This window comes from Pseudomonas sp. HMSC076A11, from assembly GCF_001810205.1.
GTDB classification, from domain to species: Bacteria; Pseudomonadota; Gammaproteobacteria; order Pseudomonadales; family Pseudomonadaceae; genus Pseudomonas; species Pseudomonas aeruginosa.
Genome location: NZ_KV800287.1, coordinates 313,502 through 334,715 on the forward strand (window position 1 = coordinate 313,502; position 21,214 = coordinate 334,715).

The 21,214-nt window shown below is 66.5% G+C and carries 18 protein-coding genes; 10 read left to right on the plus strand and 8 right to left on the minus strand.

From position 1 onward, the window contains the following. Nucleotides 1-75 precede the first annotated feature (75 nt). A complete protein-coding gene (locus tag HMPREF2716_RS09150) occupies nt 76-1,038 on the plus strand; it encodes a threonine dehydratase (RefSeq protein ID WP_070621865.1) in 963 nt (320 codons plus the stop codon). Nucleotides 1,039-1,048: 10 nt separating this feature from the next. Here the strand turns inward: HMPREF2716_RS09150 and HMPREF2716_RS09155 are convergent, their stop codons facing one another. The 3 genes from HMPREF2716_RS09155 to HMPREF2716_RS09165 all read right to left on the minus strand — a co-directional run bounded on the left by HMPREF2716_RS09155 (nt 1,049) and on the right by HMPREF2716_RS09165 (nt 3,405). Continuing rightward, on the minus strand, nt 1,049-1,468 hold the full coding sequence (locus HMPREF2716_RS09155; RefSeq protein WP_003085846.1) for an MAPEG family protein: 420 nt from the start codon (nt 1,466-1,468) through the stop codon (nt 1,049-1,051). A gap of 253 nt (nt 1,469-1,721) precedes the next feature. Then, entirely contained in the window at nt 1,722-2,672 is a 951-nt protein-coding gene (gene trxB / locus HMPREF2716_RS09160; protein ID WP_003114229.1) for a thioredoxin-disulfide reductase, read from the minus strand. A gap of 133 nt (nt 2,673-2,805) precedes the next feature. After that, complete coding sequence (locus HMPREF2716_RS09165) at nt 2,806-3,405, minus strand: peroxiredoxin (RefSeq protein WP_003085842.1); 600 nt, start codon at nt 3,403-3,405, stop codon at nt 2,806-2,808. 184 nt (nt 3,406-3,589) lie between these two features. Between HMPREF2716_RS09165 and HMPREF2716_RS09170 the strand changes: the two genes are divergently transcribed. The 6 genes from HMPREF2716_RS09170 (at nt 3,590) to HMPREF2716_RS09195 (ending at nt 13,242) form a co-directional block, all read left to right on the plus strand. Next, the gene (locus tag HMPREF2716_RS09170) at nt 3,590-5,545 is read left to right on the plus strand and encodes a sensor domain-containing diguanylate cyclase (protein WP_003115193.1); all 1,956 of its coding nucleotides are present in this window, start codon (nt 3,590-3,592) and stop codon (nt 5,543-5,545) included. An 84-nt stretch (nt 5,546-5,629) separates the two neighbouring features. Then, nucleotides 5,630-6,370: a sulfate transporter CysZ gene (cysZ, locus tag HMPREF2716_RS09175; RefSeq protein WP_003116482.1), complete on the plus strand. Its 741-nt coding sequence runs from the start codon at nt 5,630-5,632 to the stop codon at nt 6,368-6,370. A gap of 377 nt (nt 6,371-6,747) precedes the next feature. Beyond that, nucleotides 6,748-8,760, plus strand: coding sequence for a ceramidase CerN (cerN, locus tag HMPREF2716_RS09180; protein ID WP_016263827.1), 2,013 nt, complete (start codon nt 6,748-6,750; stop codon nt 8,758-8,760). Nucleotides 8,761-9,100: 340 nt separating this feature from the next. After that, nucleotides 9,101-11,293 (plus strand): phosphocholine-specific phospholipase C, encoded by a 2,193-nt coding sequence (locus HMPREF2716_RS09185; protein WP_043494651.1) that lies wholly within the window; start codon nt 9,101-9,103, stop codon nt 11,291-11,293. 17 nt (nt 11,294-11,310) lie between these two features. Then, complete coding sequence (gene plcR, locus HMPREF2716_RS09190) at nt 11,311-11,934, plus strand: phospholipase C accessory protein PlcR (RefSeq protein ID WP_009315289.1); 624 nt, start codon at nt 11,311-11,313, stop codon at nt 11,932-11,934. 87 nt (nt 11,935-12,021) lie between these two features. Further along, complete coding sequence (locus HMPREF2716_RS09195; RefSeq protein ID WP_003116486.1) at nt 12,022-13,242, plus strand: glycosyltransferase family 4 protein; 1,221 nt, start codon at nt 12,022-12,024, stop codon at nt 13,240-13,242. Between the two features lie 3 nt (nt 13,243-13,245). Here HMPREF2716_RS09195 and HMPREF2716_RS09200 read toward each other — a convergent pair whose 3' ends face one another. The 5 genes from HMPREF2716_RS09200 to HMPREF2716_RS09220 all read right to left on the minus strand — a co-directional run bounded on the left by HMPREF2716_RS09200 (nt 13,246) and on the right by HMPREF2716_RS09220 (nt 17,465). Continuing rightward, nucleotides 13,246-14,205 (minus strand): DegV family protein, encoded by a 960-nt coding sequence (locus HMPREF2716_RS09200; RefSeq protein ID WP_003114223.1) that lies wholly within the window; start codon nt 14,203-14,205, stop codon nt 13,246-13,248. 190 nt (nt 14,206-14,395) lie between these two features. Further along, nucleotides 14,396-15,508, minus strand: a complete 1,113-nt coding sequence (locus HMPREF2716_RS09205; RefSeq protein WP_003120762.1) for an NADH:flavin oxidoreductase — start codon at nt 15,506-15,508, stop codon at nt 14,396-14,398. A 40-nt stretch (nt 15,509-15,548) separates the two neighbouring features. Next, nucleotides 15,549-16,139, minus strand: a complete 591-nt coding sequence (locus tag HMPREF2716_RS09210) for a TetR/AcrR family transcriptional regulator (RefSeq protein WP_003085819.1) — start codon at nt 16,137-16,139, stop codon at nt 15,549-15,551. 152 nt (nt 16,140-16,291) lie between these two features. Next, the gene (locus HMPREF2716_RS09215) at nt 16,292-16,774 is read right to left on the minus strand and encodes a glutathione peroxidase (protein WP_003109429.1); all 483 of its coding nucleotides are present in this window, start codon (nt 16,772-16,774) and stop codon (nt 16,292-16,294) included. A gap of 205 nt (nt 16,775-16,979) precedes the next feature. After that, on the minus strand, nt 16,980-17,465 hold the full coding sequence (locus HMPREF2716_RS09220; RefSeq protein ID WP_003085816.1) for an FKBP-type peptidyl-prolyl cis-trans isomerase: 486 nt from the start codon (nt 17,463-17,465) through the stop codon (nt 16,980-16,982). On the opposite strand from HMPREF2716_RS09220, the gene HMPREF2716_RS28650 reads away from it, so the two are divergent. The 3 genes from HMPREF2716_RS28650 (at nt 17,434) to pta (ending at nt 21,133) form a co-directional block, all read left to right on the plus strand. Beyond that, a complete protein-coding gene (locus HMPREF2716_RS28650; protein WP_003109430.1) occupies nt 17,434-17,772 on the plus strand; it encodes a DUF3565 domain-containing protein in 339 nt (112 codons plus the stop codon). The two genes, HMPREF2716_RS09220 and HMPREF2716_RS28650, sit on opposite strands and share 32 nt — an antisense overlap. Then, entirely contained in the window at nt 17,772-18,956 is a 1,185-nt protein-coding gene (locus HMPREF2716_RS09225) for an acetate kinase (RefSeq protein ID WP_003085814.1), read from the plus strand. The genes HMPREF2716_RS28650 and HMPREF2716_RS09225 overlap by 1 nt, the downstream gene beginning before the upstream one ends. A gap of 62 nt (nt 18,957-19,018) precedes the next feature. After that, entirely contained in the window at nt 19,019-21,133 is a 2,115-nt protein-coding gene (gene pta, locus HMPREF2716_RS09230) for a phosphate acetyltransferase (protein WP_003114221.1), read from the plus strand. Nucleotides 21,134-21,214 lie beyond the last annotated feature (81 nt).

A 21,214-nucleotide genomic window follows, 5' to 3' on the forward strand; every position in this document is an offset into this window, starting at 1 on the left:
CCTGGCTACGTGTGCCTGTTCAATCTGCCGTGCGCTCCCTAGGCTGGTCCGACCACCAGCACGGGGAAACCACGCATGCCTTTTTCTCTCGCCGCCCTCCAACAAGCCGCCGCCATCGTCCACCAGAGCCTGCCGCCGACGCCGCAGATACGCTGGCCACTGCTATGCGAGGCACTGGGTTGCGAAGTGTGGATGAAGCACGAGAACCACCTGCCGGTGGGGGCCTTCAAGCTGCGCGGCGGCCTGGTGTATTTCCACCACCTGGCGCACCAGGGTGAGCGGCCGGCCGGCGTGATCAGCGCCACCCGCGGCAACCACGGCCAGTCGGTGGCCTTCTCGGCGAGCCGCTACGGCATCCAGCCGATCATCGTCGTGCCGCACGGCAACAGCCGCGAGAAGAACGCGGCGATGCGCAGCCTCGGCGCGGAGCTGATCGAGCATGGCGAGGACTTCCAGGCCTCCCGCGAATACGCCGCCGAGTGCGCCCGGCACGAAGGCCTGCACCTGATTCCGGCGTTCCATCCCTGGCTGGTGGCCGGGGTCGCCAGCTACAGCCTGGAGTTGTTCGCCGCGCTGGCCGACCTTGACGAAGTCTACGTGCCGATCGGTATGGGTTCGGGCATCTGCGGCCTGATCGCCGCGCGCGACGCGCTGGGCCTGAAGACCCGCATCGTCGGCGTGGTGTCCGCCCATGCGCCGGCCTACGCCCTGTCGTTCGAGGCCGGCACGGCGATCAGCCACCCGGTCGACACCCGCCTGGCCGACGGCATGGCGTGCAGTACGCCGGACCCGAGCGCGCTGGAAATGATCCTGGCCGGCGCCGATCGCCTGGTGCGGGTCAGCGACAGGGAGATCGGCGCGGCCATGCGCCTGTGCTTCACCAGCACCCACAACGTCGCCGAGGGCGCCGGGGTGGCGGCGCTGGCCGCCGCCTGGCAGGAGCGCGAGCGCCTGAAGGGGCTGAAGGTAGGCCTGATCCTCAGCGGAGCGAACGTCGACCGCGAGGTATTCGCCGAGCAACTGGCCGCCGGCGACTGAGCCGGCGCCGCTAGGCCAGCCCCGCGAGGAGCAGCAGCCACCAGGCGAGCACCAGCAACTGCACGAAGAAGCCGGCGAAACGCAGCCAGACGAACAGCGCGGAGGTGCTGACCAGGTGCATCAGCGACTGGAACAGCCGGGCGCCGAGCACCAGTGGCGCCAACGGGTCGGTCAGGCTGCTCTGCCCGCTGGCGATCGCGTAGAGCAGCGCGCCGGCCAGCAACGGCAGGTTCTCCACGCAGTTGGCATGGACTCGCACCAGCCGCTGGCCGAAACCGCCAGGCGTGTTGCTGCCATCGGCGGCGAAGGCGTTCACCGCCATCCGCCCGCCGAGTACCAGCAGGCCGCGCTGGCTGACCAGCAGGAAGACCAGCAACAGGGTCCAGGCGATCAGGCCGAGCAGGCAGATCGCGCTAGGGCTGAGAAACATGGATGACGCTCCTTCTATTGTCTTGTCGTGGGAAGGATGAAGCGTCTGGATTCTAGGCCGGCTAGAGCAATTGCTCTATTCGCAGTCCGCCGTCCTTAAGTCGTGTTCTGCCGGTACGCCGCTCGGCCCCGATGTCCGCCGTCGGCGGATGCGTAACCGGACGACCCACTGCCCGCGGCTTTCCGAACGGACAAAGAAAAGCCCCGCCGAAGCGGGGCCTTCCTTGCACGCAGCACTCAGGGCTGTCTTCTCATCAGAGCGAATCGAGATAGCGCTCCACATCCAGCGCGGCCATGCAGCCGGCGCCGGCCGAGGTGATCGCCTGGCGGTAGACGTGGTCGGCCACGTCGCCGGCGGCGAACACACCCGGTACGTTGGTCGCGGTGGCGTTGCCTTCGCGCCCGCCGTTGACCACCAGGTAGCCGTCCTTCAGGGCCAGTTGCCCTTCGAACAGCGAGGTATTGGGAGTATGGCCGATGGCGACGAACATGCCATCCACGGCGATCTCCTCGCTGCCACCATCGCGGGTCTTCAGGCGCACGCCGGTGACGCCCATCGTGTCGCCAAGCACCTCATCGACCTCGGCGTTGAGCTTGAGCACTATCTTGCCTTCGGCGACCCGCGCCTGCAGCTTGTCCTGGAGAATCTTCTCGGCGCGGAAGGTTTCGCGACGATGCACCAGGGTCACCCGGCTGGCGATGTTGGCCAGGTACAGGGCCTCTTCGACAGCGGTATTGCCGCCGCCGATCACCGCCACTTCGCGGTTGCGGTAGAAGAAACCGTCGCAGGTGGCGCAGGCCGACACGCCCTTGCCCATGAACGCCTGCTCCGACGGCAACCCCAGGTAGCGCGCGCTGGCACCGGTGGCGACGATCAGTGCGTCGCAGGTGTAGGTGCCATTGTCGCCGCGTAGGGTGAACGGCTTGCCGGCCAGGTCCACGGCATGAATGTGGTCGAAGACGATCTCGGTCTCGAAGCGCTCGGCGTGCTCCTGCATCCGCTGCATCAGTGCCGGGCCGGTCAGGCCGTGGGGATCGCCCGGCCAGTTGTCGACCTCGGTGGTGGTGGTCAACTGGCCGCCGGCCTGCATGCCGGTGATCAGCAGCGGCTTGAGGTTGGCGCGCGCGGCGTAGACAGCCGCGCTGTAACCGGCGGGACCGGAACCGAGGATGATCACTCGGGCGTGGCGGAGGGTATCGGGCATCTCGTCGGACTCCTGCCGACATCAGCGTCGGCGCGAATAAAAACGGGGCCACCAAAGCACATGGGGAAGGCTTGGAAGGAGCGGTCGCCCCGGGAAAAGGTCGGCCGGGCACACTTCGCGCCCGGCATCGGGATCACAGTGCCTCGGCGTTCTCGGCCAGGTACGAGGCCACGCCCTCGGCGCTCGCCTTCATGCCTTTCTGGCCCTTGCGCCAGCCGGCCGGGCAGACCTCGCCGTGTTCCTCGGTGAACTGCAGGGCCTCGACCAGGCGCACCATCTCGTCCACCTCGCGCCCCAGCGGCAGGTTGTTCACCACTTGGTGCTGGACCACCCCGGCGCGGTCGATCAGGAACGAAGCACGCAAGGCCACTCCGTCCTCGTGCTCGATGCCGTAGGCGCGGGTGATCTCGTGCTTGACGTCGGCGACCATGGTGAACTCGACCGCACCGATGCCGCCCTTCTCCACCGGCGTGCTGCGCCAGGCGTGATGGGTGAACTGCGAGTCGATGGAGACACCGACCACCTCGACGCCCAGCTCGCGGAACTTATCCATGCGGTTGTTGTGGGCGATGATTTCCGAGGGGCAGACGAAAGTGAAGTCGAGCGGCCAGAAGAACAGTACGACGTACTTGCCGCGCAGGCTGGAAAGCTGGAAGGCATCGACGATGGAACCGTCGCCGAGGACCGCGGCGGCAGTGAAATCGGGGGCTTGCTTGTTGACCAGTACGCTCATCGCGAGGCTCCTAGAAGGTTGGGTTGCGCCCGGCGACGCCAGGCTCCCGGAAGAATATGCAGCGCAGGTTACCCAGCCACGACGATGCATTGAAATGTCGAATTTCAATTCGCACGATAGAGTCAGCCTATGCTCTCAACCTGCGGCTAGACTCATGCTGTCGCCCATTACCCGTCCTCACCGCATGCCCCTACGCACACGCCTGCTCTGGCTGTTCCTGCCGTTGCTGGCCGCCAGTCTCGGCGGTATCTGGCTCTTGTCGGAAAGCATCCTGCTGAGCCGTTTCGACCGAGAGGACCAGCAACGCCTGCAAGAGGGCGCCACCGTCCTGCACAACCGGCTGGACTTCGAGTTGAAGCGCCACCTGGACATCGTTCGCACCTACGCCTGGTGGGATGCCAGCTACGACTTCATCCAGCGCCCCAACGAGACCTTCGAACAGGAAAACCTCGACCACGAGATGCTCGACGACCTGGGATTCGACTTCGTCCTGTTCCTCGACGACCGGGGTCACCTGCAACTGAAGCAGTGGTCCCCGCCCGCGCCCGACCAGCGCGTGCTCTTCGGCGCCCCCTCGGCGAGCGACCAGGCCCTGCTCGAGGCACTGCAGCAACGCGCCATCCGCCTCGGCGCGCTGGACTTTCGCGGACGCACCGACCACAGCCTGAGCGAGCTGCTGCTGGTCGACAACCTGCCGACCCTGCTGGTCAGCGTGCCTATCAGCAACAACCAGGGTAGCGCGCCGGCGAAGGGCGCGATCCTCGCCGGCTACTTCCTCGACCGGGAACGCCTGGCCAACCTCCGCGAACAGATGCAGGCCGACCTGCAACCGATGCCCAACATCGCCACCGACTCCACCTGGAAGCCGCTGCGCAGCCGCAGCGGCAGTACCCACAACCAGGCCCTGCTCAGCCCACGGCGGTTCATCGGCGAACATGTCCAGCAGGTCTCGGTGCAGTACCTGAGTTCCAGCGGCGAGCCGCAGCTGCGCTTCGACATCACCAAGAAACGCCTGCTCTACATCCAGGGCGAGAAGGCCATCAACTTCTTCCTCGGCGCCTCCCTGCTGGTCGCGCTGGGCGCTTTCCTGGTCGGCTACCTGGCCCTGGAGCTGTGGGTCCTGCGCCGGGTCCAACGGCTCAACCGGGAGGTCGCCGAAGTCGGACGCAACGCCCACTCGATACGCCTGAGCGACTTCGGCAACGACGAGCTGGGACAACTGGCGGGCGAGATGAACCAGATGCTCGAGCGCCTGGAACACAGCGAGGCGCGCGACCGGGCGATCCTCCAGTCGATGCGCGACGGCTACTTCGAAATGGACGTCGACGGCGTGATCCTCACCGTCAACCCCGCGCTCTGCCAACTGCTCGGCCAGACGCGCGAAACGCTGATCGGCCATCCCTACTACGAACTGCTCGGCGAAGACGACCTGGCGCGTGCCCGCCAACCCTTCCAGCGCGCCATGCAGAGCGGCGCAGGCAAGACCTTCGCCATCCCCCTGCAGCGCGCCGACGGCAGCCTCGGCTACTTCGAGGCCACGGTTTCGCTGATCCACGACCTGCAGGGCGAACTACGGGGCTACCGCGGCATCGTCCGCGACGTCAGCGACCAGATCGCCTACCAGCAGCAATTGCTGGAAATGGCCTACCGCGACCCGCTGACCGGCCTGGGCAACCGCAAGGCCTTCGACGAACAGCTCGGCCAGGCGTTGCTTCGCGCCGGCTCCGGCGGAAGCGAACTGGCGCTGCTGTACCTGGACCTGGACCGCTTCAAGGAGGTCAACGACCGCTTCGGCCACGACATCGGCGATGCCCTCCTCAGGACCGTCGCCGAACGGGTACGCAGCACCCTGCGGCAGCCGGACAAGGCCTACCGCCTGGGCGGCGACGAATTCGCCGTGCTCCTCGAGGACAGCCAGGAAAACAATCCGCAGCGCCTCGCAGAACGCCTGCTGGCGGCGCTGGTCCAACCGATCGCGCTGAATGGCGAACGCATCGACTTCGTCACCCCGAGCATCGGCATCGCTCTCTACCCGCGGCATGCCGGCGATGCCGAAGGACTGGTCCGTGCCGCCGACAGCGCCATGTACGAGGCCAAGCGCCAGCGCAACCACTATTGCCTGTACCAGGCGCCAGCCTGAAATGCGCGGTCAAACAGGCTCTGTCGCGGGCTTTCGCCAGTCTGCTAAGGTTTCAGCCCGCATCCCATCGGAGAACCATTCCCTATGCCAGCCCTGAGCGGCCCGCAATACCTCGGCGAAGGCCTGAAGCTGATCATGCGTCCCGGCCTGCGCCTGTTCGTGCTGATCCCCCTGACCCTCAACCTGCTGGTGTTCGCCCTGCTGATCGGCTTCGCGATGCAGCAGTTCAGCCACTGGGTCGACCTGCTGATGCCCAGCCTGCCCGACTGGCTGAGCTTCCTGCAGTACATCGTCTGGCCGTTGTTCGTCCTGCTGGTGCTGGTGATCGTGTTCTTCACCTTCACCATGGTCGCCAACATCATCTCCGCGCCGTTCAACGGCTTCCTCTCGGAAAAGGTCGAGGTGGTGGTTCGCGGCCGCGACGACTTCCCGCCGTTCAGCTGGGCCGAACTGCTGGCGATGATCCCGCGCACCATGGGTCGCGAGATGCGCAAGCTCGCCTACTTCCTGCCGCGCGCGCTGGTGCTGCTGGTGCTGAGCTTCGTGCCCGGGGTCAACCTGATCGCCACGCCGCTGTGGATCCTCTTCGGCATCTGGATGATGGCGGTGCAGTACATCGACTATCCGGCGGACAACCACAAGCTCGGCTGGAACGAGATGCTCGCCTGGCTGCGCAGCAAGCGCTGGGCGTGCATGGGTTTCGGCGGGGTGACCTACCTGGCGCTACTGATCCCGCTGGTCAACCTGGTCATGATGCCCGCCGCCGTCGCCGGCGCCACCCTGTTCTGGGTCCGCGAGGAAGGCGAGAAGGCGCTGGTGAAATAAGCATGCGCCCGGTGTCCGCTGTCGGCATTGTCAGGCGGGCGTCAGCACCCTGACAGCCGGCGTCGGGCACACTACGAATGCCCTCGGGAGCGTCGGCGCAGGCCGCAGCCGAGACCTGCGCCAGCCCTTGCAGACCGGCTCGACGCTGCCGAACCGACTGGCCGCCGGTGCCTCCCCACGCAGGCGGCCTTTTTTTACCCGCCTGCCTTGCCGTCCATGCAGGATGGCCGGCGCTCACCCCCTTCCTGTCCGCTACGCCCCCCTCGACTCCACCACCCTGGCACTACAGTGGCAACCAGGCGAAGCAGGCTCCGGCCCGCTTTCGATGACCACCGTCCCCAGCCCGCCCAGCGGCGGAAAACAAGAAGAGGGTCGCCATGTCACGTTCCGCATTCACCGCGCTCTTGCTGTCCTGCGTCCTGCTGGCGCTCTCCATGCCTGCCAGGGCCGACGACCTGCCCTACCGCTTCGGCCTGGGCAAGGCGGACATCACCGGCGAAGCCGCCGAAGTCGGCATGATGGGTTACTCCTCCCTCGAACAGAAGACCGCCGGCATCCACATGCGCCAGTGGGCGCGTGCCTTCGTGATCGAGGAAGCGGCCAGCGGACGTCGCCTGGTCTACGTCAACACCGACCTGGGGATGATCTTCCAGGCCGTGCACCTGAATGTCCTGGCCCGGCTCAAGGCGAAGTACCCCGGTGTCTACGACGAGAACAACGTGATGCTCGCCGCCACCCACACCCACTCCGGTCCGGGCGGCTTCTCCCACTACGCGATGTACAACCTGTCGGTGCTCGGCTTCCAGGAAAAGACCTTCAACGCCATCGTCGACGGCATCGTCCGCTCCATCGAGCGGGCCCAGGCCAGGTTGCAGCCCGGCCGCCTGTTCTACGGCAGCGGCGAGTTGCGCAACGCCAGCCGCAACCGCTCGCTGCTGTCGCACCTGAAGAATCCGGACATCGCCGGCTACGAGGATGGCATCGACCCGCAGATGAGCGTGCTCAGCTTCGTCGACGCCAACGGCGAGCTGGCCGGCGCGATCAGTTGGTTCCCGGTGCACAGCACCTCGATGACCAACGCCAATCACCTGATCTCCCCGGACAACAAGGGCTACGCCTCCTATCACTGGGAGCACGACGTCAGCCGCAAGAGCGGTTTCGTCGCCGCCTTCGCCCAGACCAATGCCGGCAACCTGTCGCCCAACCTGAACCTGAAGCCCGGCTCCGGTCCCTTCGACAACGAGTTCGACAACACCCGCGAGATCGGTCTGCGCCAATTCGCCAAGGCCTACGAGATCGCCGGCCAGGCCCAGGAGGAAGTGCTCGGCGAACTGGATTCGCGCTTCCGTTTCGTCGACTTCACCCGCCTGCCGATCCGCCCGGAGTTCACCGACGGCCAGCCGCGCCAGTTGTGCACCGCGGCCATCGGCACCAGCCTGGCCGCCGGTAGCACCGAAGACGGTCCAGGCCCGCTGGGGCTGGAGGAAGGCAACAATCCGTTCCTCTCGGCCCTGGGCGGGTTGCTCACCGGCGTGCCGCCGCAGGAACTGGTGCAATGCCAGGCGGAAAAGACCATCCTCGCCGACACCGGCAACAAGAAACCCTACCCCTGGACGCCGACGGTGCTGCCGATCCAGATGTTCCGCATCGGCCAGTTGGAACTGCTCGGCGCCCCCGCCGAGTTCACCGTGATGGCCGGGGTGCGGATCCGCCGCGCGGTGCAGGCGGCCAGCGAAGCGGCCGGTATCCGCCATGTGGTCTTCAATGGCTACGCGAATGCCTATGCCAGCTACGTCACCACCCGCGAGGAATACGCCGCCCAGGAATACGAAGGCGGCTCGACCCTCTACGGCCCCTGGACCCAGGCCGCCTACCAGCAGTTGTTCGTCGACATGGCGGTGGCGCTGCGCGAACGCCTGCCGGTGGAAACCTCGGCGATAGCGCCGGACCTGTCCTGCTGCCAGATGAACTTCCAGACCGGAGTAGTGGCCGACGATCCCTATATCGGCAAGTCCTTCGGCGACGTGTTGCAACAACCCAGGGAAAGTTATCGCATCGGCGACAAGGTGACCGTCGCTTTCGTGACCGGACATCCGAAGAATGACTTGCGCACCGAGAAGACTTTCCTGGAAGTGGTGAATATCGGCAAGGATGGCAAACAGACGCCCGTGACCGTTGCCACCGATAATGACTGGGATACTCAATACCGCTGGGAGAGAGTGGGTATATCTGCCTCGAAAGCGACTATCAACTGGTCCATTCCACCAGGGACCGAGCCCGGCCATTACTACATCAGGCACTACGGCAACGCGAAGAACTTCTGGACCCAGAAGATCAGCGAAATCGGCGGATCGACCCGCTCCTTCGAGGTGCTCGGCACCACTCCCTAGCGGGCTCCAGCCAAGGTTGCGAGATTCGCCAGCCAACTTTATGACGCATGAAAGTCGTCAAATAAAATGTGATTTAAACACATGAACAAGTGACCTTTCATTCAACCGACAAGGGCATGGAACTCCATTTCCATGCCCTTTGTTTTTATCCCGAAAAACTTCTCAAGTTGTCGCTCAAGGTCATATCGAAGTCGCTTTCGGGATCAACCGATAAATTATCGCCATGAAACCATCGGCTCGCTGTATTCCCTGCCGGAAAAACAGCGAAGACGATTAATCATCTCGAAACAAGAAGTACGCAGATTGATGGAAATCAAAAAACCACCCGGGAAATAAAACGATGACCGAAAACTGGAAATTCCGCCGTCGAACCTTTCTCAAGCACGGCGCCCAGGCCGCTACCCTGGCCGGCCTTTCCGGGCTGTTCCCGGAGACGCTCCGGCGCGCCCTGGCCGTCGAGCCGGACATCCGCACCGGAACCATCCAGGACGTCCAGCACGTGGTCATCCTGATGCAGGAGAACCGCAGCTTCGATCACTACTTCGGCCACCTCAACGGCGTCCGCGGCTTCAACGACCCTCGCGCGCTCAAGCGCCAGGACGGCAAGCCGGTCTGGTACCAGAACTACAAGTACGAGTTCTCCCCCTATCACTGGGATACCAAGGTCACCAGCGCCCAGTGGGTGAGTTCGCAGAACCATGAATGGTCGGCCTTCCACGCGATCTGGAACCAGGGCCGCAACGACAAGTGGATGGCGGTGCAGTACCCCGAAGCCATGGGCTACTTCAAGCGCGGCGACATTCCCTACTACTACGCCCTGGCCGACGCCTTCACCCTGTGCGAGGCCTACCACCAGTCGATGATGGGCCCGACCAATCCGAACCGCCTCTACCACATGAGCGGACGCGCCGCCCCCAGCGGCGACGGCAAGGACGTACACATCGGCAACGACATGGGCGACGGCACCATCGGCGCCAGCGGCACGGTGGACTGGACCACCTATCCCGAGCGGCTAAGCGCCGCTGGCGTGGACTGGCGGGTCTACCAGGAAGGCGGCTACCGCTCCTCGTCACTCTGGTACCTGTACGTCGACGCCTACTGGAAATACCGGCTCCAGGAGCAGAACAACTACGACTGCAACGCCCTCGCCTGGTTCAGGAACTTCAAGAACGCTCCGCGCGATTCGGACCTCTGGCAGCGCGCCATGCTCGCCCGCGGCGTCGACCAGTTGCGCAAGGATGTGCAGGAGAAAACGCTGCCGCAGGTGTCGTGGATCGTCGCGCCCTACTGCTACTGCGAGCATCCCTGGTGGGGCCCCTCGTTCGGCGAGTACTACGTGACCCGGGTGCTCGAGGCGCTGACCAGCAACCCCGAGGTCTGGGCCAGGACCGTGTTCATCCTCAACTACGACGAGGGCGACGGCTTCTATGACCACGCCAGCGCCCCGGTGCCGCCGTGGAAGGATGGCGTCGGCCTTTCCACGGTCAGCACCGCCGGCGAGATCGAGGTATCCAGCGGGCTGCCCATCGGGCTCGGCCACCGCGTCCCGCTGATCGCCATCTCGCCCTGGTCGAAGGGCGGCAAGGTCAGCGCCGAAGTGTTCGACCATACCTCGGTGCTGCGCTTCCTCGAACGCCGCTTCGGCGTCGTCGAGGAAAACATCTCGCCCTGGCGGCGTGCCGTCTGCGGCGACCTGACTTCGCTGTTCGACTTCCAGGGCGCAGGCGATACCCAGGTCGCCCCCGACCTGACCAACGTCCCGCAGAGCGACGCGCGCAAGGAGGACGCCTACTGGCAGCAGTTCTACCGGCCCAGTCCCAAGTACTGGTCCTACGAGCCGAAGAGCCTGCCCGGCCAGGAAAAGGGCCAGCGCCCTACCCTCGCGGTGCCCTACCAGTTGCACGCCACGCTGGCCCTCGACATCGCCGCCGGCAAGCTGCGCCTGACCCTGGGCAACGACGGCATGAGCCTGCCGGGCAATCCGCAGGGACACTCCGCTGCGGTATTCCAGGTGCAGCCGCGGGAAGTCGGCAATCCGCGCTTCTATACCGTGACCAGCTATCCGGTGGTCCAGGAAAGCGGAGAGGAACTGGGCCGGACCCTCAACGACGAACTCGACGACCTGCTCGACGCCAACGGCCGCTACGCCTTCGAGGTGCACGGCCCCAACGGCTTCTTCCGCGAGTTCCACGGCAACCTGCATCTCGCCGCGCAGATGGCGCGGCCCGAGGTATCGGTCACCTATCAACGCAACGGCAACCTGCAGTTGAACATCCGCAATCTCGGCCGCCTGCCGTGCAGCGTGACGGTGACGCCGAACCCGGCCTATACCCGGGAGGGCAGCCGTCGCTATGAACTCGAACCGAACCAGGCGATCAGTGAAGTGTGGCTGTTACGCAGCAGCCAGGACTGGTACGACCTCAGCGTGACCGCCAGCAATACGGAAGCCAACTATTTCCGCCGCCTGGCCGGACACGTCGAGACCGGCAAGCCGAGCAGGAGCGATCCATTGCTCGACATCGCAGCGACCTGAAGCGAGGAGTCCATCGCATGAGACCTACCCTGACCTGGACCTTGCTGGCCCTGCTGCTCTGCGGCACGGCCATCGGCGCCGTCCTGTTGCTTTACCCATCGGAGCCGGCGCCCGTCGCGCCCTTCGCGTCTCCCCCGCAGGCCACACCGGCGGCAAAACCTTCCATTCCTTCCCGAGCCCCCGAGATGAATACAGCCACCGCTCCCGACAACCTGGAACAGCAACTCGGCGAGTTCGGCCGCAACGCCGGGCAGATGTCCGAGATCGAACGCAAGCAGGCCGCCGAAGGCCTGATCGAACAGCTCAAGCGCGAGGTGGCGGTCGGCGCCGATCCGCGCCAGACCTTCGAGGAGATCCAGCGTCTGACGCCCTATGTGGAAGCCGATGCCAGGCGCCGCGAGGCGCTCGACTTCGAGATCTGGATGGCGCTCAAGGACAACGCCTCCGTCCAGCAGCAAGCGCCGACGCCTGGCGAGGAAGAGCAACTGCGCGAATACGCGCAAGAGTCGGACAAGGTGATCGCCGAGGTGCTCGCCAGCGTCGACGGCGAGGAGCAGCGTCACGCCGCCATCGACGAACGCCTCAAGGCCCTGCGCAAGCAGATCTTCGGCGAGGAGAACCCACGCCTGCTGCAACGCTGAAATCCACGGCGCCCCGACCGGGGCGCCGTCACGCAAGCGTCACCAAAACTTCACATCCGCTACACGGCGTCGGTCGACACTGACGTCATGAGCAGACCTCTAAGCATCGCCCTGATCAGCGAAACCTACCCACCGGAAGTCAACGGCGTCGCCAATACCCTGGGGCGCCTGCATGCCGGTCTCCAGCAGCTTGGCCATCGGGTCCAGGTGGTGCGCCCGCGCCAGCCCGGCGACGACGGCCGGCGCAGCGACGCCGAGCTGGTGCTGACCCGCGGCTGGCCGTTGCCCGGCTACCCCGGCCTGCAATGGGGCATGTCGAGCCTGCACAAGCTGCTGCGCTGCTGGAAGCGCCAGCGCCCGGACGTGCTCTACATCGCCACCGAAGGCCCGCTCGGCTTCTCTGCCCTGCGCGCCGCGCGGCGCCTGGGCATCCCGGCAGTCAGCGGCTTCCACACAAACTTCCAGCAGTACAGCGAGCACTACGGCTTCGGTCCGCTGACCCGGCTGGTCACCGGCTACCTGCGCTGGTTCCACAACCGCACGCAGATGACCCTGGTGCCCAGCGGCAGCCAGCGCATGGAATTGCAGCGGCGCGGTTTCGAACGTCTCAACCTGCTCTCCCGCGGGGTCGACAGCCAACTCTTCCATCCCTCCCGGCGCGATCCCGAACTACGCCGGCGCTGGGGCCTGGGCGAACAGGACATCGCCGTGCTGCACGTCGGCCGGCTGGCGGCAGAGAAGAACCTCGGCCTGCTCGGCGGCACCTTCCGCGCGCTCTGCGCCGCCCATCCGCAGCTGAAGCTGCGCCTGGTACTGGTGGGCGACGGGCCGGAGCGCAGGCACCTCGAACGGGACCTGCCCGAAGCGCTGTTCTGCGGCGTCCAGCGCGGCGAAACCCTGGCCGCCCACTACGCCTCGGGCGACCTGTTCCTCTTCCCAAGCCTGTCGGAGACCTTCGGCAACGTGGTCCTCGAAGCCCAGGCCGCCGGCCTCGCGGTGGTCGCCTTCGACCAGGCCGCCGCCGGCCAGCACATCCGCCATGGGCACAACGGCGTGCTCGCCGCGCCGGGCGACAAGAGCGGCTTCGTCGAAGTCGCCAGTTGGCTGCTGGACGACCAGGAACGCCTGCGCCGGGTCCGTCTCAACGCCCGCCAACACGCCAGCCGGCAAGGTTGGGACAGTATCGTCGAGCACTTCCAGAACTACCTGGAAGACGCCTGCGCCAGTCCGCTGGTCCAGCCCGCTCGGTCGAAGCCCGAGCGGCCGCCGGCAGAGGATGGCGGGGCCTTGCCACGCAGCCGCGAGTAGCTCTCAGGCAAAGGCTTTCGGCGTGGCGATGAAGCCCAGGCTCATGGCCCCGGCGCCCAGATTGATGCCGCCGGTAGGGCTGAGCATGCCCAGGTGCAAGTGGATGTCGCGCTCGCGGCAGGCGTTCTCCAACGCGGCGAAGCCCGGCAGGTCGCGCAGCGCGGTCGGATCGCCGGCATAGCTGAGACCCAGTTGCGGTGCCAGCAGCTCACCCGCCTGTACCCGCGCCAGGGCATAGCCGAACAGCTTCTCCGCCGACTTCTCGAAGCTCGGCGAGAGCGCCACCGGTTTGTCCTCGCCATCGGCCAGGCTGAACACCGGCTTGACGTCGAGCAGCGAGCCCAACCCCAGCGCTGCGCCCTTGACCCGGTCGACGAAACCGCTGCGATCACCCTTCTGGAAGCCGCGCCGGCGCAAGTGGCCCAGGTCATCGGCGACCAGGTAGGTGCAGGTCTGCTGGCTGAGCTGTTCGAGGCGCGTACGCAGCGCGTTGGGGTGGCTGCCCTGCGCCAGCAGGCGCGTGCCCTCGGCCGCCAGGCAGGCGATGCCGGCGAACACCGAGTGGCTGTCGAGTACGCGCAGGGTGAAGGGACCGGCGATGCCGGCCGCGTGGCGGCGCTCGTGGTAGTGCTGGAGCAGGCCGAAGGAAGCCTGGGTGGCGTGCTCGAAGATCGGACTGCGCAGGCTGTCGACGGTGAGGCAGACCACGTAGTCGAAGTCGGTCACCAGTTCGTCGAGGAACCATTGTTGCAACTCGGCGGCGGAGAGCGGCTGGCTGCCGTCCTTGCTACCGACCTTGGGCAGGTGGTCGCGGTAGAAGCTCAGGGTGGTGTCGGGGTCGCGTCGATCGATGAGCCGCTGCTCGCCCAGGCGGATCCCGATCGGCATCACGCGGATGCCGTGGGCGGCGAGGAATTCGGGCGGCAGGTCGCAGGTCGCGTCGACCACCAGGCCGATACGCATGGATTCGCTCCTCTGGCCGTTTCTCGGCCTATTGTTGTGTTGGCGGTCATACAATGCCCGTTTCGGACTTTGAAGTCAGCCGGCCGCACGGCGGGTTTTCGGAAAAAATCACGGCCATGAAAAATCCCACCCCGAGGGGTGGGATCTGCTTGCCGGCGCGGCGCCGGGCCGGTGCGTCGCGGACGCGCCTTCAGACCAGGCTGGCCAGGGCCTCGCGGCTGAACGGCTTGATGTCGCCGATACGCCCCTCGCGGACCTTCACCGCCCACTCCGGATCCACCAGCAGCGCGCGGCCCACCGCGACCAGGTCGAACTCGCCCTTGTCCAGGCGCTCCACCAGGCCGTCGATGCTCGCCGGCTGCGCCACCTCGTCGGTTTTGCCGAAGAATTGCAGGAACTCGCTGCCGTCCAGGCCGACGTTACCCACGGTAATGGTCGGCTTGCCGGTCAGCTCGCGGGTCCAGCCGGCCAGGTTGAGTTCCGAGCCTTCGAACTCGGGAATCCAGAAGCGGCGGGTCGAGCAGTGGAAGATATCGACGCCGGCCTCCACCAGCGGCGCGAGGAACTCGCGCAGGCCCTCCGGGGTTTCCACCAGGCGCGCGGAATAGTCCTGCTGCTTCCATTGGGAGAAGCGGAAGATGATCGGGAAATCCGCGCCGACCGCCGCGCGCACCGCCCGCACCAGCTCGACGGCGAAGCGCGAGCGATTGGCCAGGCTGCCGCCGTACTCGTCGTCCCGCTGGTTGCTGCCTTCCCAGAAGAACTGGTCGATCAGGTAGCCGTGGGCGCCGTGGATCTCCACCCCGTCCATGCCGATCGCCTGGGCGTCGCGGGCGGCCTGGGCGAAGGCGGCGATGACGTCCTGGATGTCGGCCTTGCTCATGCCGTGGACCAGCACCTTGCCGTCCTTGGCCTTCTCCATCGGGCCGTAGCCGGGCACGCTGGCGTCCGGCTCCACGCCCAGGCGCCGAACGCTGCCGACGTGCCAGAGCTGCGGAACGATGCGCCCGCCCTCGGCATGCACCGCGTCGACCACCTGCTTCCAGCCGGCCAGGGCGTCCTCGCCATAGAAGCGCGGCACGTTCGGATAGCCGTTGGCGGCCTTGTGGCCGACCGTTGTGCCTTCGCTGACGATCAGGCCGACGCCGGCGGCGGCGCGCCGGCGGTAGTACTCGACGACCTTGGCGTTGGGTACGCCGCCGGGGGAAAAGTTGCGGGTCATCGGCGCCATCACCACACGGGTGGGCAGCTCCAGGGCGCCGAGACGGAACGGTTGGAACAGGGCTTCTACGGGGGCACTCATGGACGGACTCCTGAGGGGGAATGGGAGGTTCGGGCAGGTATCAGGCGCGGAGCAGCAGCTCCAGGCGCGACATGAAAGCATTCAACGGAGCGAGGCCGGCGCCGACCTTGAAGCGCGCCAGGGCGCCCTGCCAGGCGAAGCCGATGAAGCCGGCCAGGCTCGCGCAGTCCTCGTCGGCGGCCAGTTCGCCGGCCTCGCGCGCCTGCTCCAGGCAGTCCTGGAGGATTTGCGCGGAAGCCTGCAGGATCGACTCGACCTTGGCCGCGATCGGCGGCGACAGCTCGGCCATCTCGAAGCTCAGGCTGCCGATGAAGCAGTGGTATTCGGGCTTTTCCTGGCGGGCGAAGTGCTCCAGTAGCTCGCCGTAGTAGCGCAGCACCCGCTCGCGCGGGCTGAAGCGGCTGTCGCCGAGGGCCTGGGCGTAGCGCGCCAGGCGCGGCGCGTAGACGTGCTCCAGGGCCTGCTGGGCGAAGGCTTCCTTGCTGTCGAAGTAGTGATAGAAGGAGCCCTTGGGGATGCGCGCGGCCTGGACGATCTCCAGCACCCCGGTGCCGTGGTAGCCACGCCGGGTCATGACCTCGGAGCCCTTGGCCAGGATCAGTTCGCGCTTGTCGAGTCGGTTGCTAGTCATGGAACGAGAGAATATGACCGGTCGTCTCGTCCGCCCAGCATTATCAACGGCGGTGATCAGGCGTTACAGGCAGGGACTTATCGCGTTGCGTCATGAACCGGCGCAAGACAGGAAAGGAAGCGGCGGGACGCGAACGCGTCCCGCGGGGGAGATCAACCCAGGGCCTTCTCGATGGCTTGCACCAGGGCCGGGTCGTCCGGCGCCGTGCGCGGGCTGAAACGCGCCAGCACGCGACCGTCGGGACCGAGGAGGAATTTCTCGAAGTTCCAGGTGATGTCGCCGGGAAACTCCGCGCCCTCGCCCGCCAGCAGGCGATAGAGCGGATGCCGCGCGCTGCCGTTGACCTCGACCTTGGCGCTCATCGGGAAGCTGACGCCATAGTTCAGGCTACAGAAGGACTGGATATCCGCCTCGCTGCCCGGCTCCTGGCCGGCGAACTGGTTGCAGGGCACGCCGAGCACCGCGAAACCGCGCTCGCGGTAGGTCTGGTAGAGATTCTCCAGGCCGGCGTACTGGGGTGTCAGGCCGCATTTGGAGGCGACATTGACCACCAGCAGCACCTTGCCCTTGAACGGGGAAAGCGGCAGGTCCTGTCCATCCAACCCCTGCAGGGTGAGATCGTGAAAGGCACTCATGACGTACTCCTTGCGCATTCAGCGACACAACGTGCCAAGCCCCGCACCGGGCAAGAACCCTGGCTGCGGCGCATCCCCAGGGACGGGGTAAAGAGCCCAGGCATGGCGCATGACGCGAAAGGCGCCCAAAGGCGCCTTTCGCTATACCAGCTTAGCAGTTCCGCCGGCGGACGGCCCAGGCCATCAATCGGCGAATGAACGCCGATCAGTGGTGGTGACCGCCTTCGCCATGGATGTGACCATGGGCGATTTCCTCGGCGTTGGCCTCGCGCACGTCGACTACCTTGACCTTGAAGTTCAGGCGCTGGCCGGCCAGCGGATGGTTGCCGTCGACGGTCACGTCGTCGCCGTCGATGTCGCGGATGGTGACGATCTGCATGCCGCCGTCCGGAGCCGAGGCGTGGAACTGCATGCCGACTTCCAGTTCGTCGACGCCTTCGAACATCTCGCGGGTCAGGGTCGCGACCAGTTCGGCGCTGTATTCGCCATAGGCGTCTTCCGGCTCGATGGCGACGCTCAGTTCGTCACCGACGTTCTTGCCTTCCAGGGCCTTCTCCAGGCCGACGATGATGTTGCCGGCACCGTGCAGGTAGACCAGCGGCGCGCCACCAGCGGAACTGTCGATGACATCCCCGGCGTCGTTGGTCAGGGTATAGTCGATGGAAACCGCCTTGTTGGCCGCGATCTGCATGGTTCGAAACCTTTTCGATAAAGAAGATGAATGCGTAAGTGTACGCATCAATAGCCCCGAAAGCGACCGCGCCCCTGATGAACGGGGCGCGCGAGCGCCGTCGCGGGTGATTGATTTTCATCAGGACGAGGAAGGCCATTGGGTGGCAGTCTTGTCCTGTGGCCATACTCAACACCTGCGCCACCAACCGCCCTGGCAATCGCGCGCCTGGGTCCTTGACGAAAACGAGCGGCACAGACAGCTCGGCCGCGAATTTCGCTGCGGCTGGTGTGCCCGGGAAGAAGAAGAGCAGACCAAGGAGCAGTGATGCCCTCACGCAACATACTGGTGATCAACTGCGGCAGTTCGTCGATCAAGTTCGCCCTGGTCAACGAGGCCCACTCCCTGTTTCCCCTGCACGGCCTCGCCGAGCGCCTGGGCAGCCGCGATGCGGTGCTGCGCTGGAAGCGCGGCGGCGACAGCGACAGCCTGATGATTCCCAACGCCGACCACCGCGCCGCCCTCGCCCAGTTGCTGCCGATGGTGCAGAACGCCGCGGGCGGCAAGCTCCACGGCATCGGCCACCGGGTGGTGCATGGCGGCGAGCTGTTCACCCATGCCACGCGCATCGACGACCGGGTGGTCGAGGCGATCCGGGCCACCGCGCCGCTGGCGCCGCTGCACAACCCGGCCAACCTGCAAGGCATCGAGGCAGCGATGACGCTGTTTCCAAAGCTGCCCCACGTCGCCGTGTTCGACACCGCCTTCCACCAGAGCCTGCCGGAGCACGCCTACCGCTACGCCCTGCCGGAAGCCCTCTACCGCGAGCATGGCGTACGCCGCTACGGCTTCCACGGCACCAGCCACCGCTACGTCAGCCACCGCGCCGCGGAAATGGCCGGGTTGGCGGTCGGCGACAGCAGTTGGCTCAGCGCCCACCTTGGCAATGGCAGCTCGACCTGCGCCATCGTCAACGGCCAGAGCCTCGACACCAGCATGGGCCTGACCCCGCTGGAAGGCCTGGTAATGGGCACCCGCAGCGGCGACGTCGACCCCAACCTGCACAGCCACCTGGCGCGGACCCTGGGCTGGAGCCTGGAGCGCATCGACTCGATGCTGAACAACGAAAGCGGCCTGCTCGGCCTCTCCGACCTGTCCAACGACATGCGCACCCTGGAGCAGGAGCGCGAGCAGGGCCACCCCGGCGCGGCCCTGGCGATCGAGGTGTTCTGCTACCGCCTGGCCAAGTCCCTGGCGGCGATGAGCTGCGCCCTGCCGCAACTGGACGGGGTGATCTTCACCGGTGGCATCGGCGAGAACTCGCCGCTGGTGCGCGCCAAGACCGCCGCCCACCTGCGGCTGTTCGACCTGCGCCTCGACCAGGAGGCCAACGCCCGCTGCGTGCGCGGCGTCGCCGGGCCGATCCAGGCCGCGGGGCATCCGCGGGTACTGGTGATCCCGACCAACGAAGAGCGGCAGATCGCCCTCGACACGCTGGCCCTGCTCGACTGAACTGGATCGACGCCCCCGCCCAACCAGGCGGCGTGGCCAAACGCACGGCTTAAGGAGCCCAGATGCATACCTTCTTCATCGCCCCGACCGGTTTCGGCGTCGGCCTCACCTCGATCAGCCTCGGCCTGCTTCGCGCCCTGGAACGCGCCGGGCTGAAGGTTGGCTTCTTCAAACCCATCGCCCAGCTGCATCCCGGCGACCTCGGCCCGGAGCGCTCCAGCGAACTGGTGGCGCGCACCCACGGCCTGGATACGCCGAAGCCGCTGCCGCTGGCCCAGGTCGAGCGGATGCTCGGCGACGGCCAACTGGACGAACTGCTCGAAGAGATCATCAGCCTCTACCAGCGCGCCGCCGCCGACAAGGACGTGGTGATCGTCGAAGGCATGGTACCGACCCGTCACGCCAGCTACGCCGCGCGGGTCAACTTCCACCTGGCGAAGAGTCTCGACGCCGAGGTGATCCTGGTCTCCGCGCCGGAAAACGAGACGCTCACCGAACTGACCGACCGTATCGAGATCCAGGCCCAGCTGTTCGGCGGCCCGCGCGACCCGAAGGTGCTCGGGGTGATCCTCAACAAGGTCCGCGGCGAGGCCGACGCGGCCAACGCCGAGGACGGCGTGGCGGACTTCGCCCGGCGCCTCACCGAACACTCGCCGCTGCTGCGCGACGACTTCCGCCTGATCGGCTGCATTCCCTGGCAGGACGAACTCAACGCCGCGCGCACCCGCGACATCGCCGACCTGCTCAGCGCACGGGTGATCAACGCCGGCGACTACGAGCAGCGCCGGGTGCAGAAGATCGTGCTATGCGCCCGCGCCGTGCCCAACACCGTGCAACTGCTCAAGCCCGGCGTGCTGGTGGTGACCCCCGGCGACCGCGACGACATCATCCTCGCCGCCAGCCTGGCCGCGATGAACGGCGTACCCTTGGCCGGCCTGCTGCTGTGCAGCGACTTCCCGCCCGACCCGCGGATCATGGAACTCTGCCGCGGCGCCTTGCAGGGCGGCCTGCCAGTGCTGTCGGTGGCCACCGGCTCCTACGACACCGCGACCAACCTGAACCGGATGAACAAGGAAATCCCGGTGGACGACCGCGAGCGCGCCGAGCGGGTCACCGAGTTCGTCGCCGGGCACATCGATTTCGAATGGCTCAAGCAGCGCTGCGGCACGCCGCGCGAGCTGCGCCTGTCACCGCCGGCGTTCCGCTACCAGGTGGTGCAACGCGCGCAGAAGGCCGGCAAGCGCATCGTCCTGCCCGAGGGCAGCGAGCCGCGCACCGTACAGGCGGCGGCGATCTGCCAGGCGCGCGGCATCGCCCGCTGCGTGCTGCTGGCCAAGCCGGAGGAGGTCCAGGCAGTGGCCCAGGCCCAGGGCATCGTGCTACCGGAAGGCCTGGAGATCATCGACCCTGACCTGGTGCGGCAGCGCTACGTCGAACCGATGGTCGAGCTGCGCAAGGGCAAGGGGCTGAACGCGCCGATGGCGGAGCAGCAACTGGAGGACAGCGTGGTCCTGGCGACCATGATGCTTGCCCTGGACGAGGTCGACGGCCTGGTCTCCGGCGCCATCCACACCACCGCCAGCACCATCCGCCCGGCGCTGCAACTGATCAAGACCGCGCCCGGCTACAACCTGGTGTCGTCAGTGTTTTTCATGTTGTTACCGGACCAGGTGCTGGTCTACGGCGATTGCGCGGTGAATCCCGATCCTTCGGCCAGTGACCTGGCCGAGATCGCCGTGCAGAGTGCCGCGTCGGCGCAGGCTTTCGGCATCCCGGCACGGGTCGCGATGATCAGCTACTCCACCGGCGACTCCGGTTCCGGGGTGGATGTCGACAAGGTTCGCGAGGCCACCCGCCTGGCGCGCGAGCAGCGCCCCGACCTGTTGATCGACGGACCCTTGCAGTATGATGCCGCCGCCATCGCCAGCGTCGGCCGCCAGAAGGCGCCGAACAGCCCGGTGGCCGGGCAGGCCACGGTGTTCATCTTCCCCGACCTGAACACCGGCAACACCACCTACAAGGCGGTGCAGCGCAGCGCCGATTGCGTCAGCGTCGGGCCGATGCTGCAAGGCCTGCGCAAACCGGTGAACGACCTGTCGCGCGGCGCGCTGGTGGAAGACATCGTCTACACCATCGCCCTCACCGCCATCCAGGCGGACGCCCAGGCCCCGGCCTGAAGGAACGCCGCCCAGTGGGCGGCACTGGCTTCGGCCAGGCACGAGGATGTGCCATGTGAACGGCGGGACCACGCCCCGCTC